The following is a 17,155-nucleotide window of genomic DNA, read 5'->3' as shown; positions in this document are numbered from 1 at the left end:
CCAACCGTAGTCGGCCACGTCGGCGGCGGTCCGGCGCTCAGACCGTCACGACGACCTTCCCGGCGATCCGCCCGGCCTCGGCCTCGGCGTGCAGCGCGGGCAGCTCGTCGAGGGTGATCCGCCGGGCGACCTCGACGTGGAGCTCCCCCGCGTCGACCAGCGAGACGAGCTCGGCCAAGCGCTGTCGATCGGGCCGGACGAACACGGTGGCCGCGCGGACGCCGCGGTCGTCGTCGCCGGGCGTCGCCATGAACGCCGTGGTGCTCACGACCGCGCCGCCGTCGCGCACGAGCGAGACGAGTCGCGCGAACACCTCGGGCTCGATCGGCGCGAGGTTGAGCAGCACGTCGACCTGCTCGTCGACCGCTGCGTGCAGGTCGGTGGTGGTGTGGTCGACGACCTGGTCGGCCCCCGCCGCCCGCACCGCCCCGGCGCTGCGCGGGCTGGCGGTGGCGACGACGTGCACGCCGAGGCGCTTCGCGAGCTGCACCGCGTACTTCCCGACGACGCCACCGGCGCCGTTGACCAGCAGCCGCTGCCCGGCGGTCAGGTGGCCGTCGTCGACGAGGGCCTGCCAGGCGGTGAGGGCGACCGACGGCAGTGCGGCAGCGTCGGTGAGCGGGAGGCTCGTGGGTGCGGCGACCAGGGCCCCGGCCGGTGCGACGACGTACTCCGCCGCCCCACCGTCCCGCTCCATGGGCAGGAACCCGACCACCGCGTCACCCACGGCGAGGTCCGGGACGCCCGCACCGATCGCGTCGACCGTGCCGGAGACGTCGTACCCGGGGACGTGCGGCAGGACCACGGGGATCGGGAGGAACCCGCCGCGCATCCCCCCGTCCGCCGCGTTGTACGCGGAGGCGGCGACTCGCACCCGCACCTGCCCGGCGCCCGGCTCGGGACGCTCGACGTCCTCGATGCGCAGGACCTCGGGTCCGCCGACCTTATGGAACCGTACTGCCTTCATGGTGTGCCCCTTCGTCTTGTGCTTCGAGTTCGAAGCATCTGACGATCACGCTACACTTGCTTCGGATTCGAAGCAACAGGCGGACGCAGAAACGGACGGGAGGCGCGTGGCGGACCCGCCACGCGCCTCCCGTCCGCCCGTCGGTCCGGGCTCGGCCTCCTACTCGCGCTCGCCGACCGTGTCGGCCGCCTGCTCGTACAGGCCCGTCGCCAGGGCGTTGAGCACCTGGTGGAGCTCGCCGCCGTGCGCGCTGTCGACGGCACGCAGCATCGCGCCGTAGCGCGCGCGGTAGTCCTCGACCACGGCCTCCCCCGGCGGGAGCAGGCGCAGCAGGGAGCCCCGTCGGTCCGAGGGGTTCGGCGCGCGCTCGAGCAGGCCGGCGCTCGTCATGCGGTCGATCATGTTCGTCACCGCGCCGGAGGTCAGTCCGAGGTACCCGGCGACCTCGGTCGGCGTCGAGTACCCGGTGTCGCTCACGAGCACGAGCGCGCGGAGGGCGTTCTCGTGGATGCCGGCGCGGGCGCTCAGCTGCCCGACCAGGCTCGTGTTCGCGCGGACGACCGCAGCGAACGCCGCCATGAGGTCGGCGTCGTCGGTGGTGGGGGCCACGGGACCTGCTTCCGTCGAAAGGGGGACACGGGCCGTCCCCCGCTCTGGGGTAAGTATACGAGTGGTCAAATTGGTGAACCGCTGACTATCTTGATCATTGAAGCAAGTGAGCCCGAGCCACTTGCTCCCGATCTTCCACCCGAGTCCGAACCACCACCGAACGATGAGGTACACCGTGTCCACCAAGCTCCGCACCTCCGCGCTGACGCGGATCCGTTTCGCCCCCGTGGCACTCCTCGCCGGCATCTTCGCCGCCGTCCTGCTGTCGCTGTCCCTCACCGGCACCCTCTCCGGGTTCGCGGCGAGCATCACCAACTCGAACAACACCGCCGCGACCGGCACCCTGGTCATGCAGGAGCAGAACGCCGGCGCGACCGTCACCTGTCTGAGCACCGACGGCGGCTCGGTCTCGACGAACTCGGCGACCTGCTCGACGATCAACAAGTTCGGTGGCAGCACGACGATGACGCCGGGCAACACCGTGAACACCGCGATCTCGATCAAGAACACCGGCACGGCCAACGCCGCGACCTTCACGCTCACCCCGGGCGCGACCTGCACGCAGTCGGCGAACGGCACCCAGAACGGCACCGCCACCGACCTGTGCGCGAAGATGAACCTCGTCATCACCTCGGGGTCGACCACCGTCTTCAGCGGCACGCTCGCCAGCTTCAAGGGCGCAGCGGCCTCGGCCTTCACCATGCCCCAGGCGCCCGCCGCCGGTGCGACCGTCCCGTTCAACTTCGCGGTGACCCTCGACCCGTCCGCCGGCAACACGTACCAGGGCCTCGCGGCCTCGGTCCCGATGACCTGGACCTTCACCGCCTGATCCGCGGCCACTGCTCCGGCGGGACGTGCTGACCCCGTCCCGCCGGTGTCCACCTCCATCACCTCGAGTCCCCCGAACCGACGTCTCCCGACCGGCCTCCCCCCTTCCGGCCGGGCGACGTCCCCCACGACGCGCCTCCCGACCGGCTTCCCCCCTTCCGGCCGGGCGACGTCCACCGGGCGGCGGCGCTCGATCGTCCCCCCACGACCGAGCGCCGCCACCCCTCCCACGCACGAACCAGCACCACCCCGCACCACCCCGCCGGACCCGACCGGCCCAGCACCCCCGCCGCCCCACCGAGGCGGCCGACCCCGCCGGAGCAGCAGATGAGCCAGACCACAGCGATCCCGCTCAGCGGCACGCTGGACCGGCCGTTCCTGCGCGGTCGCGCGGTCAGCCGCTCCGAGACCGTCCTCGCCTGGTCGGTCGCCGCGATCGCAGCCGTCCTGCTCGCCGCCGCGGTCCTGTTCCTCTCCGCCGGCGGTCGCTGGTTCGTCGTCGAGACCCCCTCGATGGGCGAGGCCGCCCCCGTCGGGACCCTCGTGCTCGACCTGCCGGTCGACGTGGCCACGCTCCGAGTCGGCGACATCGTCTCCTTCGAGACCGACGCGAACCCGGGCGTCGTCTACACGCACCGCATCATCGCGATCGACGCCGAGGGTCTGCACACCCGCGGCGACATCAACGGCGCCACCGACCCGTGGACGCTGACGCAGCACGAGGTCATCGGCACCCCCGCACTCCTGGTCCCGCACCTGGGCTGGCTGTTCCGCGCCGCCCCGATCCTGCTCGGCGGCACCCTGCTGATCTGGACCCTCACGAGCGCCTTCACCGACCGCGTGACCCGTACCTGCCTGCGCATCGCCGGTGGTGCCCTCACCACCGCGTACGCCGCGTTCGTCCTGAAGCCGTTCGTCAACGTGACCACGATCACCAACACCTCGAGCCCGCACGGCGTCGAGGCGACGATCGTCTCGTCCGGCATCTTCCCCGTCCGGGTCGACGCGCACGGCGGCACCACCGTGCACCTGGTCGACGGCGAGGTCGGTCGGGTCGTCGTCCACGAGCTCACGGAGAACGGCCACTACCAGCTGACGTCGAACATCGACCTCGACCCGGTCGGCTGGGCCGCGCTCATCGCCGTCTGCCTCGTCCCCCTCGTGCTCTGCCTGGCCGTCGGCCGCGTCGAACCGGTGCGTGCCTCGTGACCGCCCGCACGCTCCGCGACGGCCGGGTCGTCGCCGTCCTGCTCGTCGTCGCGCTCGCCGTGGTGGTCCTGCTCAACCAGTTCGCGCCCACCCGGTCCGCCTACAGCGCGACGGTGACGAACCCGACCAACTCCGCGGCCACCGCGCCGTACTTCACCTGCGCCGCTGCCGCCCGCGCCGACGCTGCGGGCGCCCTGTTCGCGTACGACCTCGACGAGGCATCGGGCTCGCGCACCGCGGCGGACTCGTCCGGCAAGGGCAACGCCGGCACCTACCAGGGCACCATGACCGCGACCGCGAACCCCGGAGCCTGCGCCCGCGACGGCGGTCCGGCCTACACGCTGAACGGCTCGAACAGCTTCGTCTCGACGCCACGCTCGTACGCGAACCCCACGACCTTCAGCGAGGAGGTCTGGTTCCGCACGACCGTGGCCGGCGGGCTGCTCATCGGCTTCGGCAGCAACCAGGTCGCCACCTCGGGGCAGCACGACCGCCAGATCTACCTCAACACCTCGGGGCAGCTCGTCTTCGGCACGTACAACAACACGACCCAGGTGATCACCTCGCCGAAGGCCGTCACCGACGGAGCGTGGCACCACGTCGTGTCGACCATGTCGCCGACGAACGGCATGCGCCTGTACCTCGACGGCACGCTCGTCGCCTCGAACACCGCGTTCAGGACGCCGGAGAACGCCACGGGCTACTTCCGCATCGGGTACGACACCATCAGCGGGTGGCCCGGTGCTCCGGCCAACTACTGGTTCACCGGCTCGATGCGGTACGCCGCCGTCTACTCGACGGAACTGTCCGCGACGCAGGTCGCGAACCACCACGCCGCCGGTCGCTGACGGACCGGCACGACGGACGGGAGGCACGGGGCGGGGCCGCCACGAGCCTCCCGTCCGTCCGTGCGCGGGTGGGGGAAACCCCCACCCGATCGTGCGGCCACCACCGTCGAGGGCTGCTCGCGTCCGCCCCTACTGTGAAGCCGTGCAGAAAGCGACCGCCCTCTGGAGCTCCGCAGTGGACCTCCTCCTCGACGCGTTCCTCGGGTTCGTCTGGCTCGTGCTCGTCGTCACGCTCCTCGCCACCTCGATCGGCAGCATCCCCGCGGCCGGTGTGGGGGTGCTGCTCCTGGTGGGCACCACCCTGACCGCCCGGTGGGTCGCCGAGGTCGAGCGCCGCCGCGCAGCGGCCCTCCACGACGTCGAGATCCCCCGCCCGGTCCGCCGGGCGACCCGCGTCACCGGGCCCTGGCGCCCCGTGGTGCAGGCGTTCGTCGACCTCGCCGACCCGGTGACCTGGCGGGCACTGGCGCACCACCTGGTGTCCCTCGTGCTCGGCTGGGGCTTCCTCGGGATCGTGACGCTCGCACCGTTCCTCGTGACGACGGCCCGGACCGGTTCGGTGCCGGGGCTGCGCTGGCTCCCCGGTGGCACGGTCGGCGGAGTCCTCGCCGGCGCGGTGCTCCTCGTGCTGACGGTGCTGTACGTGTGGGGCGCCGGCAGTCTCGACCGGGTGCTCGCGCCGCTGCTCCTCGGTTCGAGCCGGACCGCGGCGCTGCAGGACCGCATCGACCGTCTCACGGACGCCCGGCAGGGTGCGGTCGACGCCGCCACGACCGAACGGCTCCGCATCGAGCGGGACCTGCACGACGGCGTGCAGCCCCGGCTCGTGGCACTCGCGATGACCCTCGGCATGGCGCGGTCGCGGTTCGACAGCGACCCCGCGGCGACCCGGCAGCTCCTCGACCAGGCGCACCGTGACGCGAAGGACTCGATCACCGAGCTCCGACAGCTCGCCCGGGGCATCCACCCGGCGATCCTCACCGACCGAGGTCTCGACGCCGCACTGTCCGCCGTCGCAGCGCGCAACGCGGTCCCGACGACCGTCGACGTCGCACTCGACGCCCGCCCGCGGCCCGAGGTCGAGGCCGTCCTGTACTTCGCCGTCGCCGAGGCGCTCACGAACGTCGCGAAGCACTCCGGTGCGACGCGGTGCTCCGTCACCGTCGACCAGGTGCCCGGCGGCATCCGGACCGTGGTGTGGGACGACGGGGTCGGCGGTGCCGGCACCGACGGGCACCCCGGAGGCGGCCTGAGCGGGATGCGCGACCGCGTCCGCGCCGCGGGCGGCACCCTGCTGATCGAGAGCCCCGTCGGCGGCCCGACCCGAGTGACCGTGGAGGTCCCGTGCGCATCGTGATCGCCGAGGACGCCGTCCTCCTCCGTGCCGGACTCGTCCGCCTGCTGACCGACGCCGGACACGAGGTGACGGCGGCCGTCGACACCGCTCCGGCCCTGCTCGCCGCCGTCGCCGCGGACCGCCCCGACCTGGTGATCGTCGACGTCCGGATGCCCCCGACCTTCACCGACGAGGGGGTGCGGGCCGCCGTCCTCATCCGTGCGCAGCACCCCGGGGTCGCGGTGCTCGTGCTCTCCCAGTACGTCGAGGAACGCTACGCCGCCGACCTCATCACGAGCGACACGGCCGGACTCGGGTACCTGCTCAAGGACCGCGTGGTCGAGGTGGACGAGTTCCTCGGCGACGTCGCCCGGGTCGGGTCCGGCGGGACGGTCTTCGACCCCGAGGTGGTCGCGCAGATCCTCGCCCGCTCGCGCCGTACGGACGGCATCGACACCCTGACCCCGCGGGAGCTCCAGGTCCTGCAGCTCATGGCCGAGGGGCGCTCGAACAGCGCGGTCGGCGCCGAGCTGCACATCACCGAGAGCTCGGTCGAGAAGCACGTGTCCGCCGTGTTCACGAAGCTCGGCGTCCCCGCCGAGGGTACCGGCAACCGCCGCGTGCTCGCCGTGCTCCGCTACCTGTCCGAAGCCGCCGGTCGCGGCCGCTGACCGCACGCCCATCCCGCACGCCCATCCCGCACCAGCACCCGAAGGAACGAGGTCCCCGTGACGACGACCGCCCCATCCCCCAGCACCACGCCCCCGCCCGCTCCCCGGCGCCCCGCACCCTGCGGACCGTCCTGCTCGTGGTCGGCTCCGTGCTGCTCGTCGCGCTGCTCGCCCTCGTCGTCGTGCAGTCCGTCGCCGCTGCCGACCGCCAGGACCACTCACGGACGAGCGCCGTCGACGAGCCCGTCGACGGCATCCGGATCGAGACCGGGGCGACCGACGTCCGTGTCGAGCGGGCCGCCGTCGACCGTCCGGAGATCGTCTTCGTCGCCGGTGACACCCGGCTCCGTGAGCGGCACGCGGTCCGCGACGGCGTGCTCGACCTCACGGTCGCCGGGCCCGCCTGGAGCATCGTCGACCTGTCCGTCGGCGTCCGGCAGGGTGCCCACCTGACCGTGCGGGTCCCCGAGGACACCCCGGACGACCTGCCGATCGAGGTCAGCGCCACCGCCGGTGACGTGCTGCTCGCGGGCAGCTGGGGCGACGTCGCACTGACGAGCACCGCCGGTGACGTCACGCTCGACGGCCGGGCGGACACCCTGACGGTCGAGGCGACCTCGGGCGACGTGGACCTCGCACTCAGCGCGGCACCGCGGAGCATCTCGGTCGAGACGACCTCCGGTGACCAGGAGGTCCGCCTGCCGGACGGCGACTACCAGATCACCGCCGAGGCGACCGTCGGCGACGTCGACAACGAGCTCGGCACCGACCCCGGTGCCGAGCAGCGGTACCGGTTCTCGGCGGTCGCGGGTGACATCGAGATCGAGCGCGGGCCCGGTCGCTGACGGGACGACGAGCCGGACGGGAGGCGCGTGGCGGGGCCGCCACGCGCCTCCCGTCCGGCACCGGCGTCGTTCGCCGACCGGACAGCGTGTACCTCGGACGTCCCGGTGCCTCCGGGGTGGTCGGCGTAGTCAGGACGCTCACCGTCCGACCACGGGAGGAACCCACATGACCAAGGACGCGAATGCCGCCACGCAGGAGAAGCTCGGCGGGATCCTCGAAGCCCGCGACTGGAGCCGCATGCAAGAGGCCTGGCACGAGGACGTCGTGGACCACGACCCCGCACCCGGCCAGGCACCCGGGCTCGCCGGCATCGTCGACTTCTGGACCGAGTTCACGACCGCGTTCCCCGACGTGACGCTCGAGGCGGACCCGCTCGTCGTGACCGACGACTTCACCACAGCGGTCTTCACCATCCGCGGCACCCACACCGGGCCGTTCCAGGGCCACGAGCCGACCGGCCGGACGTTCACGGTCCGCGGCATCCAGGTGTCGAAGTTCGTCGACGGCAGGATCGCCGAGCGCTGGGGCTCGACGGACCAGAAGGGCATCGAGGAGCAGCTGCAGCTCGGCTCGTCGGACGTGCGGTTCGTCAGCCAGGACTGACCGGACCGCTCTCCGGGACGCCCCGGGTACGCTCGGAGCGTCCGGTACCAGCCGGGTCAGCAGCCGATGAAAGGCACCCGTGCGTCTCCGAGCCCTCCTCGCCACCGTCGTCGTCGGAGCGCTCGCACCGATCGTGCTGCTCGCCGGCCCGGCGTCCGCGCACGACTCCCTGGTGTCCGCCGACCCGGCCGCCGACTCGAGCGTCTCCGGTGACGTCGACCACGTCACCCTGACGCTCTCCGAGCCGCCGTTGTCGGGACTGCAGACCGGCATCGTCATCAGCGTCACCGACGGCGCCGGATCCGAACGCACCACCGGGGACGTGCGGGTCGAGGGCACCACCATCGCGAAGGACGTCGACCTCGCGGCCGCCGGCACCTACCGCGTGCAGTGGCGCAGCGTCTCGGTCGACGGACACCCGATCTCCGGCGAGTACCGCTTCACGTCGACGGGCGCGACCGCGACCCCGAGCGCGAGCACGACTCCGGACGCCGGGGCGACGGAGCCCGCAGCGCCGTCCGCCACCGCGACGGCGGACGCCGCGACCGGGACCCCCGACGAGGTGTCCGCGACGCAGGCGGCCGCCGCCCCGGTGGACCACCGACACCACACGATCCTGCTGCTGATCGTCGCGCTGGTCGTCGTCGGGTTCGCCGGTGTCGTCGGTGTCCGCGCCCTGCTGGCCCGTCGGAACGGCGTTCCCGTGGAGGGAACGGACATCGAGGACGGCACCGACGACACGAGCACCGGCGAGCCCGGCACGGACGAGGGCGGCACGCGCCGGTGACCCGGGTGGGCCAGACGCCGTCGGCCGACGCTGCTCGTGCGGCGCTCGCCGCCGTCGCCGGTCCCGGAGCCGCCCCGCTGGTCCCCGCCGTCCCGAGCACCGCAGACCCCCGCGCGGCGGCCGTGCTCATGCTCTTCGGCGTCCTCGACGGCACCCCGAGCGCACGCCCCGCCGTCGCCGACGCCGTGCACCGCGACCTCGACGTGCTGCTGCTCGCCCGGGCGTCGACCCTCCGCTCGCACCCGGGCGAGATCGCCTTCCCCGGCGGGCGCATCGACCCCGGCGACGTGGACGCGCCCGCGGCGGCCCTGCGCGAGGCCCGTGAGGAGACCGGGCTCGACCCCAGCGGTGTCGAGGTCCTCGGCACCCTGCCCGCCGTGCCGCTCGCGCACTCGAACCACCTGGTGCGGCCCGTGCTCGGCTGGTGGCGCGAACCGACGCCCGTGCGGGTCGTCGACGAGCGGGAGTCCGCGGCGGTCTTCCGGACGCCCGTGGCCGACCTGCTCGACCCGGCGAACCGCGGCGTGACCGTGCTGCGCCGCGGCGGCCGGGAGTGGCGGGGACCGGCCTTCACGGTACGGTCGGACCAGGGCGTGCACACGCTCTGGGGGTTCACCGCGATGCTCCTCGACGCGCTCTTCGACCGGCTCGGCTGGACGGAGCCCTGGGACGCCGCGCACGAGCTGCCCCTCCCCGCGCACCGAAGGGCCTGACCCCTGCTCTCCACCCTGCTCGTCCAGGTGCCGTGGCTCGTCTCCGGCGTGCTCGTCGCGGTCGTCGTCGTCGCCCCCTTCGTCGGGGTCCTGCTGGCGCGGGCTCCGAGGACCACCACGGTGCTCGCCGTCCTGGCGCTGGTCGCCGTGCTCGGGGCCACCCTGTACCCGGAGGACACGCCCTCGGCAGCGGTCGGGTGCTCGGCCGGGCTGCCGTACCTGGCACCGACCGCCGTCGAGTCGATCGCGAACGTGCTGCTCTTCGTCCCGGTCGTGTTCCTGGCGGGGCTGCGCACCGCCCGCCCGCTGCTGACGGCGGCCGCCGGGATCGGCCTGTCGGCGGGCATCGAGGCGGCGCAGGCGTTCGTGCTCGGCATCGGTCGGGCCTGCGACACGAGCGACCTGGTCGCGAACGCGATCGGCGCGGTGGTCGGCGGTCTGCTCGCGGCCGCAGCGCTCGGGCTCGCGCGGCGCCGGGCGATGCGACGGCGCTGACCGGGCGTCGTAGGGTCGGGGCATGACCGTCGTCGCCCTGGTGCTCGCCGCCCTCGCCGCGCTCCTGCACGTGTACATCTTCGTGCTCGAGTCCGTCCTCTGGACCACCCCCCGCGCACGGAACACCTTCGGCACCTCGGAGCAGGAGGCCGCCGCGACCCGCTCGCTCGCGTTCAACCAGGGCTTCTACAACCTGTTCCTCGCCGTGCTCGTCCTGGTCGGGATCGTCGTCGTCGCCGCGGGCGGCACCGCGGTGGGCGTGACGCTCGTCGTCGCTGGCACCGCGAGCATGCTCGGCGCCGCCCTGGTGCTGTTCACCAGCGATGCCACGAAGCGCCGTGCCGCGACCACGCAGGGCGCGCTGCCGCTCCTCGCGCTGGTCGTCCTGGGGATCGGCGCGCTGGTCTAGACGAGCTCGGCGAGCAGCGCCTCCACCCGCCGCCGGACCTCGTCGCGCACCGGGCGCACCTGCTCGATCGGCAGGCCGGCCGGGTCGGTGAGCGCCCAGTCCTCGTAGCGCTTGCCGGGGAACACGGGGCAGGCGTCGCCGCAGCCCATCGTCACGACGACGTCGGCCTGGCGCACCGCGTCGGTGGTCAGGACGGCGGGCTGCTCCCCCGCGATGTCGATGCCCTCCTCGGCCATCGCCTGCACCGCGACGGCGTTGATCCGGTCCGCGGGCTCCGACCCTGCCGAGAACACGTCGACGCGGTCGCCGGCCAGGTGCCGCAGCCACCCGGCGGCCATCTGCGAGCGGCCGGCGTTGTGGACGCAGACGAACAGGACAGCGGGCTTCTGGTCGGTCACGGTCGACTCCTGGGGACGTCGGGACGGGGCACCGCCATCCTGCCGCACCGGGGTGAACAACACGGGAGGCCGCCGGACGGTCAGCCCGCCGCGGGCTGACAGCGGGGGCACCACCAGACCCGGCGGGGCGCCGAGCCGACCACCTCGACGTCGTCGCGGGCGCGGACACGGGTGCCGCACCGCAGGCACGGCCGACCGGCCCGACCGACGACCCAGTGCCGCTCGCCGCGGCGGAGGACGCCCGTCGTCACCTGGTACGCGTCGGGTGTCGTCGCCGAGTGGCGGAGCATCCGCTGCGCGGTGTCGAGCAGGGCCCCGACGTCGACGGTGCCGATCGGCCGGTCCGGGTGCAGCCCCCGGACGAAGCCGAGTTCGTTCGCCCAGAGGTTGCCGAGTCCGGCCACGCGGCGCTGGTCGAGCAGGACCGTGCGGACGGGTAGGTCCGGGTCGGCGGTGCAGCGGTGGACGGCCTCGTCACGGTCGAAGTCGTCGTGGAGCAGGTCCGGGCCGAGGTGCCCGACCGCCAGGTGTTCGTCGTGTGTGGGGAGCAGCTCCACCACGGGCAACGCGATCCCCCACACGGTGCGGCCGTCCTCGAGGGCCATGCGCACCCGGGCGTCCTGCGCGGCGCGCACCGGCAGACGCTTCCCCGCGCCCGTCGTGGTCCACGAGCCGGTCATCCGCATGTGGGTGTGGAGCGTCCTGCCGTCGTCGAACCGGGTGAGCAGGTGCTTGCCGTGCGTGGCGTGGGCGAGGATGCGTCGGCCGCCGAGCGGGGTGCCGGCGTCGGCGCCGCCCCGGAGCTCGCCACGGGTGACCAGGGCGCCGTCGACGGCGCGGAGTCGTGCTGCCAGGCGGTGGACGGAGTCACCCTCGGGCATGGGGTCACGCTAGGCGGCGCCACCGACAGCGTCCGCGCGCTCCTCAGGCTGCGGCCGCGTGCTCCCGCAGTGCCGGGCAGTGTTCCGGCGTCGGGTGCTCGGAGATCGCGATGACCTCGTCGAGCCGGTCCCGCGCGGCCTCGAGGTCGGCGAGCTGCGCGGTGATCCGGTCGCGCTCGGCCACCAGGAGCGCGAAGGACTCCGGCGTCGCGACGCCCGCGTCCACGCACGGCAGCAGCTGCACGATGGTCCGGCTCGGGAGTCCGGCGGCGAAGAGCTGCTGCACGAGCTGCACCCGCTCGACGGACGCGTCGGCGTACGACCGCTGGCCGCCGGCCGTCCGCTCCGCCGTGAGCAGCCCCTGCTCCTCGTAGTACCGCAGCGAGCGAACGCTCGCCCCGGTCGCCGCCGCGAGGTCGCCGATCCGCATGTCGTCTCCGATCCGCACTTGCACCTGACACCGATGTGAGGTCCTACCGTAGCCGAGCCGCAGCGGGAAGCGCCCGCGCGGCAGGAGGACACCATGGACATCGCCGGATCCGTCGCACTCGTCACCGGGTCGAACCGCGGCATCGGTCGCCACTTCGTCACGCAGCTCCTCGAGCGCGGCGCATCGAAGGTCTACGCGACCGCCCGCCGCCCCGAGCTCGTGGACGTCGAGGGCGTCGAGGTGCTGCCGCTCGACATCACCGACGAGGCCTCCGTCGCGGCAGCAGCCGCCGCCGCAGAGGACGTCACGCTGCTCGTCAACAACGCGGGGATCTCGGCGGGCGGCTCGCTCCTGCGCGACGACCTCACCGACGCCCACCGGCTGCTCGACACCCACCTCTGGGGCACCCTGTCGATGCTGCGGGCCTTCGCGCCGGTCATCGAGCGCAACGGCGGCGGCGCGGTCGTGAACGTGCTGTCCGCGCTGTCGTGGTTCGCCCACCCGGGCGCCGGAGGGTACGCGGTGGCGAAGGCCGCGGAGTGGAACATGACGAACGCCGTCCGGCTCGAGCTGCAGGGCACCGGGATCACGGTCCAGGGACTGCACCTCGGTGCGGCCGACACCGACATGATGGCCGGGTACGACGGCGACATGACCGACCCGGCCGACGTCGTCCGGGCGTCCCTCGACGGCGTGCAGCAGGGGCTCGCCGAGGTCGTGGTCGACGAGTGGAGCGCCATGGTCAAGGCATCGCTCCAGCAGTCGCCGGACGTGCTCGCCGCGCAGCTCGGCTGACGGGCGGGGCAGACGGACGGGAGGCGCGGTGCCAGCCGGCACCGCGCCTCCCGTCCGTCAACCCGGCCGCGTCAGGACCCGGGGCGCTCCTCAGCGCGATCCCCGGGCGTCTCCGTCGGCGTCGGGTCGAGGGTCGCGTCGATGCCGGGGTCCGGCGAGACCGTCTGCGTGTGCACCGGGAAGGCGTCCGGCGAGGTGCTGACGCCGCCCACGGTCGACGCCGGGCGGCCGCGCCCGCCGCGGATCCGGCGCACCAGGTCCCAGGGACGGCCGGACTGGCGCTGCTCCGGGGCATCGACCTCGAGACCGTAGTACGCGCCGACGTGCTCGAGGAGGACTTCGCGCTCGGCCTTGTCGTACGCCCGACGTTCCCGGTTGAAGGCGATCACGGTGGACCAGCAGACCATGAGCAGCACGACGCTGAAGGGCAGCGCGGTGGTGATCGCCGCGGTCTTCAAGGCGTTCAGCCCGCCGGTGAGGAGCAGTGCGACGGCGAGCAGTGCGGCCACGACCGCGAAGAACACGCGGAGCCAGTTCTTCGGCTCGATGTCGCCGCCCGACGCGATCATCGCCATCACCAGCGACCCCGAGTCCGAGGACGTCACGAAGAACACGCCGATGAGCAGGATCGCACCGAACGTGAGCACCACGCCGGCGGGCAGGTCGGCGAGCAGCGTGAACAGCGACCCCTCGACGTCGACCGAGCCGTCCGCGCCGACGAGACCACCGGCACCGTCGGTCTCCCGGTGGATCGCCGCGCCGCCGAGCACGGCGAACCACAGGAAGGTCAGGGCGGTCGGGACGAGCAGCACGCCGAACACGAACTCACGGACGGTGCGGCCACGCGAGATCCGGGCGATGAAGATGCCCACGAAGGGGGCCCACGACATCCACCAGCCCCAGTAGAACGTCGTCCAGGCGCCCTGCCACTCCTCACCGGCGGTCCCCTGCTGCGCGGTCACGTTGAAGGACAGGCCGACCACGTTCTGCAGGTAGGCGCCGATCGACTGCACGAAGTCGCGCAGCAGGAACTGCGTGGGACCGACGATCAGGATGAAGAGCAGCAGTGCCGCCGCGAGGATGAGGTTGAAGTTCGACAGGATCTTCATGCCCTTGGTCACACCGGTGACCAGGGAGACGATCGTCACCGCGGTGATCACCGCGATGATGGCGATCTGGCTGACCGTGCTGCTCTCCGCGAGTCCGGCGCTCTCGAGGCCGGCGCCGATCTGGATGACGCCGAGGCCGAGCGAGGTCGCGACGCCGAACAACGTGCCGATCAGGGCGATCACGTCGATGAGGTTGCCCCAGCCGCCGCGGACCCGACGTCCGAGGAGCGGTTCGAGGGCCCAGCGGATCGAGACCGGGCGGCCACGGCGGTGGATCGCGTAGGCGAGCGCAAGACCGAGGACGACGTAGATGGCCCAGGCGTGCAGGCCCCAGTGCAGGAAGGTCTGGGTCATCGCCTGCTGGGCGAGCTGGTTCTCGGTGCCCGTGACCCCGGGCCGGGGCGATGCGAAGTGGCTGAGTGGCTCGGAGACGCCGTAGAAGACGAGCCCGATGCCCATGCCGGCGGCGAAGAGCAGGGCGAACCACGAGCCGGTGGAGAACTCGGGCTCGTCCTGGTCCTTGCCGAGTTTGATGTCGCCGTACTTCGAGAAGCCGACGAACAGCGAGAACCCGACGAAGAACGCCGCGATGAGCACGTAGTACCAGCTGAAGTTGCGGACGATGCCGCTCTGCAGGGCGTTGAAGACGGCCTCGGCGGAGGACGGTGCGACGAGGGTCCACGCGACGAAGCCGAGCACGATCACGGCGGCCGGCCAGAAGACCCAGCGGGCGAGTTCCGGGGTGGTGCGGACGGGCTCTCCGGGGTGGAGCTGGTCGGCGGCGGGTTCGGGTGGTCTCGTCGTGGCCATCCGTCCATGGTGCCCGAGATGCTGTACCAGCGTTCAGGTACTCGACCTGGGGCACGGCCGGCGACGGTCTTCCTCCGCCGCCGACACCCGCCCGCTACCGCTGCTGCAGGAAGTCGGCGATCGCCGTGTCGCCGCCGTTGAACCGGATGGTCCGACCGGCGGTCGACGGGTCCTCGAGCACGTCCGCCACCACGTGGGCCACGTCCCCGCGCGGCACCTGCGACGACGAGCCGTCCCAGTCGACGGAACCGGTCGGCTCGTCGTCGGTCAGGGTGCTCGGCGCGACGACCGTCCACTGCAGCCCGGAGTCGCGGAGCACGGCGTCGGCGATCATCTTCGACTGCGCGTACGCGAAGAAGTCCTGGTCCTGCGGGATCCCGTGGTCGAGCTTCGAGCCCGACCAGGAGACCATCACGTACCGGTCGACACCGGCCTGCGCCGCGCCCTGCACGGACAGCACGGCCGCGTCGCGGTCGATCGCCCACGTGCGGTCCGCGGAGCCGCCGCCGGCACCCGCCGACCAGACGACGGCGTCGTGCCCGCGGATCAGGTCCGCGAAGTCGGTGAGGGACTGCTCCTGCACGTCGGCGACCCGGGGCTCGCCGCCGTGCGCACGCACCTCGTCCTGCTGGTCCGGGTTCCGGATCACCGAGGTCACGCGGTGCCCCCGGTCGGTGAGGATGCGGGTGGCCAGGAGTGCGACCTTGCCGTGGCCGCCGAACAGGATGATGTCACTCATGCGGCGGACGCTACGCGGGACGGCTCCGAGGCCCGCGGACGTCTGCGTCCCCCGAGCGGCAGGCGAGTACCGTCCGACCTGACACGACGGGAGAACCATGAGCAAGCAGCACGAGCAGCACACACTGGTCCGCACCCTGGCACTCGGGGTCCTCAGCGGCGGACGGAGCGGCACCCCGCTCGCCGTCCTCGCCCTGAACCACGACAACAAGGCCCTCAAGGGCGACTGGCAGCAGTGGAAGGCCTTCAGCACGCCGCTCGGCCGCGGGCTGCTCGTCGCCTCGGCGATCGGCGAACTCATCGGCGACAAGTCACCGAAGGTCCCCGCCCGCATCTCGCCGCTCGGCCTGGTCGGCCGCGTCAGCGCCGGTGCGCTCGCCGGCGCCGCGCTCGGCACGACGGGTCGCCGCGACCTGCGGATCGAGGGCGCGATCCTCGGCGGCGTCGGTGCGATCGTCGGCAGCTTCGCCGGCTGGGCCGCCCGCAAGCTGCTCAGCGGCGCCGGTCTGCCGGACGCCGTCGGCGCGCTCGGCGAGGACGCGGCCGTCATCGTGGGCTCCGTGAAGGCGGTCGGCAGCGTCTGACGCGACCACCTGACGGACGGGAGGCACGGGTCGGCGACGATCCGTGCCTCCCGTCGCGTCAAGGGGTACCGACGGTGCCTGCCGCGCCCGGTGGGACGCGCCTAGCGTGGCCACCATGGACATCGTCGTCATCGGAGCCACCGGCCACATCGGCACCTTCCTGGTCCCCCGCCTCGTGCGGGCCGGGCACCGCGTCACCGTCGTGACGCGCGGCACCAGCACCCCGTACGCGGACGCTCCCGAGTGGGCGCAGGTCGAGCGGGTCACCGCCGACCGCGAGCAGGAGGACCGCGACGGCACCTTCGGTGACCGGATCGCCGCGCTCGGCGCCGACGCCGTCGTCGACCTCGTCTGCTTCACCCTCGAGTCCGCGGAGCAGCTCGTCCGAGGGCTCCGCGGCAGCGGCACCCACCTCGTGCACTGCGGCTCGATCTGGCGTGCCGGCGTCTCGCACGTCCTGCCGATCACCGAGGAGACCGCGACGCCGCCGTTCGGCGAGTACGGCACGCAGAAGGACGTGATCGCCCGGATGCTCCTGCAGGAAACCGCCGACGGTGGTGTCGTCACGACGTCGATCCACCCCGGACACATCAGCGGCCCGGGCTGGATGCCGATCGGACCGCTCGGCAACCTCGACCCGTCGGTGATCACGCGGCTGGCCACCGGCGAGACCGTCGAGGTCCCGGGCCTCGGCGCGGAGTCGATGGCGCACGTGCACGCCGACGACGTCGCGCAGCTCTTCCAGCTCGCGGTCCAGCAGCGAGACGCCGCCGCGGGGCAGGACTTCTTCGCGACGGCGCCGACCGCGCTGACCGTGCGCGGGTACGCCCACCTGATCGCGTCCTGGGCCGGCCGGGAGGCACGGCTCGAATGCGTCAGCTGGGACCGGTTCCGCGGCACCTCGGCTCCGGAGCACGCCGACGCCAGCTGGGAGCACCTGTCCCGCAGTCAGGTGTTCAGCACCGAGAAGCCACAGCGGGTCCTCGGCTACGCGCCGACGTTCACCGCGGAGGAGACGGTCCGCGACGCCCTGCGCTGGCAGGTCGAGCACGGCGGGATCGACGTGCCGGAGTCGTTCCGCCCCTGAGC

The 17,155-nt window shown here is 73.0% G+C and carries 21 protein-coding genes; 14 read left to right on the top strand and 7 right to left on the bottom strand.

Annotated features, from left to right (window positions below):
- Window positions 1-37: 37 nt before the first annotated feature.
- Both DEJ22_RS15565 and DEJ22_RS15560 read right to left on the bottom strand, forming a co-directional pair.
- Window positions 38-967 (bottom strand): NADP-dependent oxidoreductase, encoded by a 930-nt coding sequence (locus DEJ22_RS15565; protein WP_111228175.1) that lies wholly within the window; start codon window positions 965-967, stop codon window positions 38-40.
- A 159-nt stretch (window positions 968-1,126) separates the two neighbouring features.
- On the bottom strand, window positions 1,127-1,576 hold the full coding sequence (locus DEJ22_RS15560) for a MarR family winged helix-turn-helix transcriptional regulator (protein ID WP_284174740.1): 450 nt from the start codon (window positions 1,574-1,576) through the stop codon (window positions 1,127-1,129).
- 163 nt (window positions 1,577-1,739) lie between these two features.
- Here DEJ22_RS15560 and DEJ22_RS15555 point away from each other — a divergent pair, with 163 nt between their 5' ends.
- The 11 genes from DEJ22_RS15555 to DEJ22_RS15505 all read left to right on the top strand — a co-directional run bounded on the left by DEJ22_RS15555 (window position 1,740) and on the right by DEJ22_RS15505 (window position 10,321).
- Window positions 1,740-2,405: a COG1361 family protein gene (locus DEJ22_RS15555; RefSeq protein WP_258379718.1), complete on the top strand. Its 666-nt coding sequence runs from the start codon at window positions 1,740-1,742 to the stop codon at window positions 2,403-2,405.
- A 326-nt stretch (window positions 2,406-2,731) separates the two neighbouring features.
- Window positions 2,732-3,613, top strand: a complete 882-nt coding sequence (locus tag DEJ22_RS15550; RefSeq protein ID WP_111228554.1) for a S26 family signal peptidase — start codon at window positions 2,732-2,734, stop codon at window positions 3,611-3,613.
- Entirely contained in the window at window positions 3,610-4,461 is an 852-nt protein-coding gene (locus DEJ22_RS15545) for a LamG domain-containing protein (RefSeq protein ID WP_258379753.1), read from the top strand. The genes DEJ22_RS15550 and DEJ22_RS15545 overlap by 4 nt, the downstream gene beginning before the upstream one ends.
- 142 nt (window positions 4,462-4,603) lie before the next feature.
- Window positions 4,604-5,818 (top strand): sensor histidine kinase, encoded by a 1,215-nt coding sequence (locus tag DEJ22_RS15540; protein ID WP_181431004.1) that lies wholly within the window; start codon window positions 4,604-4,606, stop codon window positions 5,816-5,818.
- Entirely contained in the window at window positions 5,806-6,468 is a 663-nt protein-coding gene (locus tag DEJ22_RS15535; protein WP_111228556.1) for a LuxR C-terminal-related transcriptional regulator, read from the top strand. Before DEJ22_RS15540 ends, DEJ22_RS15535 begins: the two co-directional genes overlap by 13 nt.
- 137 nt (window positions 6,469-6,605) lie before the next feature.
- Window positions 6,606-7,313, top strand: a complete 708-nt coding sequence (locus DEJ22_RS15530) for a DUF4097 family beta strand repeat-containing protein (RefSeq protein WP_111227263.1) — start codon at window positions 6,606-6,608, stop codon at window positions 7,311-7,313.
- A 166-nt stretch (window positions 7,314-7,479) separates the two neighbouring features.
- Window positions 7,480-7,917, top strand: a complete 438-nt coding sequence (locus DEJ22_RS15525; RefSeq protein ID WP_111227264.1) for an ester cyclase — start codon at window positions 7,480-7,482, stop codon at window positions 7,915-7,917.
- 79 nt (window positions 7,918-7,996) lie between these two features.
- The gene (locus DEJ22_RS15520; protein WP_111227265.1) at window positions 7,997-8,704 is read left to right on the top strand and encodes a copper resistance CopC family protein; all 708 of its coding nucleotides are present in this window, start codon (window positions 7,997-7,999) and stop codon (window positions 8,702-8,704) included.
- The gene (locus tag DEJ22_RS15515; RefSeq protein WP_502862013.1) at window positions 8,701-9,417 is read left to right on the top strand and encodes an NUDIX hydrolase; all 717 of its coding nucleotides are present in this window, start codon (window positions 8,701-8,703) and stop codon (window positions 9,415-9,417) included. The genes DEJ22_RS15520 and DEJ22_RS15515 overlap by 4 nt, the downstream gene beginning before the upstream one ends.
- A gap of 27 nt (window positions 9,418-9,444) precedes the next feature.
- Window positions 9,445-9,912, top strand: coding sequence for a VanZ family protein (locus DEJ22_RS15510; RefSeq protein WP_181430807.1), 468 nt, complete (start codon window positions 9,445-9,447; stop codon window positions 9,910-9,912).
- A 22-nt stretch (window positions 9,913-9,934) separates the two neighbouring features.
- On the top strand, window positions 9,935-10,321 hold the full coding sequence (locus tag DEJ22_RS15505; RefSeq protein ID WP_111227267.1) for a DUF1304 domain-containing protein: 387 nt from the start codon (window positions 9,935-9,937) through the stop codon (window positions 10,319-10,321).
- Here the strand turns inward: DEJ22_RS15505 and DEJ22_RS15500 are convergent.
- From DEJ22_RS15500 to DEJ22_RS15490, 3 genes are all read right to left on the bottom strand, one after another.
- Entirely contained in the window at window positions 10,318-10,719 is a 402-nt protein-coding gene (locus DEJ22_RS15500) for an arsenate reductase ArsC (protein WP_111227437.1), read from the bottom strand. The two genes, DEJ22_RS15505 and DEJ22_RS15500, sit on opposite strands and share 4 nt — an antisense overlap.
- Before the next feature lie 80 nt (window positions 10,720-10,799).
- Window positions 10,800-11,600 (bottom strand): DNA-formamidopyrimidine glycosylase family protein, encoded by an 801-nt coding sequence (locus tag DEJ22_RS15495; protein ID WP_111227268.1) that lies wholly within the window; start codon window positions 11,598-11,600, stop codon window positions 10,800-10,802.
- A gap of 43 nt (window positions 11,601-11,643) precedes the next feature.
- Window positions 11,644-12,030 (bottom strand): MerR family transcriptional regulator, encoded by a 387-nt coding sequence (locus DEJ22_RS15490; RefSeq protein WP_111227438.1) that lies wholly within the window; start codon window positions 12,028-12,030, stop codon window positions 11,644-11,646.
- A 93-nt stretch (window positions 12,031-12,123) separates the two neighbouring features.
- Here DEJ22_RS15490 and DEJ22_RS15485 point away from each other — a divergent pair, with 93 nt between their 5' ends.
- Window positions 12,124-12,825, top strand: a complete 702-nt coding sequence (locus DEJ22_RS15485) for an SDR family oxidoreductase (protein WP_111227269.1) — start codon at window positions 12,124-12,126, stop codon at window positions 12,823-12,825.
- 71 nt (window positions 12,826-12,896) lie between these two features.
- Here the strand turns inward: DEJ22_RS15485 and DEJ22_RS15480 are convergent, their stop codons facing one another.
- Window positions 12,897-14,744, bottom strand: coding sequence for a BCCT family transporter (locus DEJ22_RS15480; RefSeq protein ID WP_111227270.1), 1,848 nt, complete (start codon window positions 14,742-14,744; stop codon window positions 12,897-12,899).
- A gap of 94 nt (window positions 14,745-14,838) precedes the next feature.
- Window positions 14,839-15,483, bottom strand: a complete 645-nt coding sequence (locus DEJ22_RS15475; protein WP_111227271.1) for an SDR family oxidoreductase — start codon at window positions 15,481-15,483, stop codon at window positions 14,839-14,841.
- Between the two features lie 97 nt (window positions 15,484-15,580).
- Between DEJ22_RS15475 and DEJ22_RS15470 the strand changes: the two genes are divergently transcribed.
- Together DEJ22_RS15470 and DEJ22_RS15465 are read left to right on the top strand one after the other, a co-directional pair.
- Window positions 15,581-16,066, top strand: a complete 486-nt coding sequence (locus DEJ22_RS15470) for a DUF4126 family protein (RefSeq protein WP_111227272.1) — start codon at window positions 15,581-15,583, stop codon at window positions 16,064-16,066.
- 115 nt (window positions 16,067-16,181) lie between these two features.
- Window positions 16,182-17,153, top strand: a complete 972-nt coding sequence (locus DEJ22_RS15465) for an NAD-dependent epimerase/dehydratase family protein (protein WP_111227439.1) — start codon at window positions 16,182-16,184, stop codon at window positions 17,151-17,153.
- Window positions 17,154-17,155 lie beyond the last annotated feature (2 nt).

It is taken from the genome of Curtobacterium sp. MCSS17_007 (assembly GCF_003234175.2).
Classification (GTDB): Bacteria; Actinomycetota; Actinomycetes; order Actinomycetales; family Microbacteriaceae; genus Curtobacterium.
The sequence above is the reverse complement of the archived record's forward strand: the minus strand, read 5'-3'. Positions and strand labels throughout refer to the sequence as shown.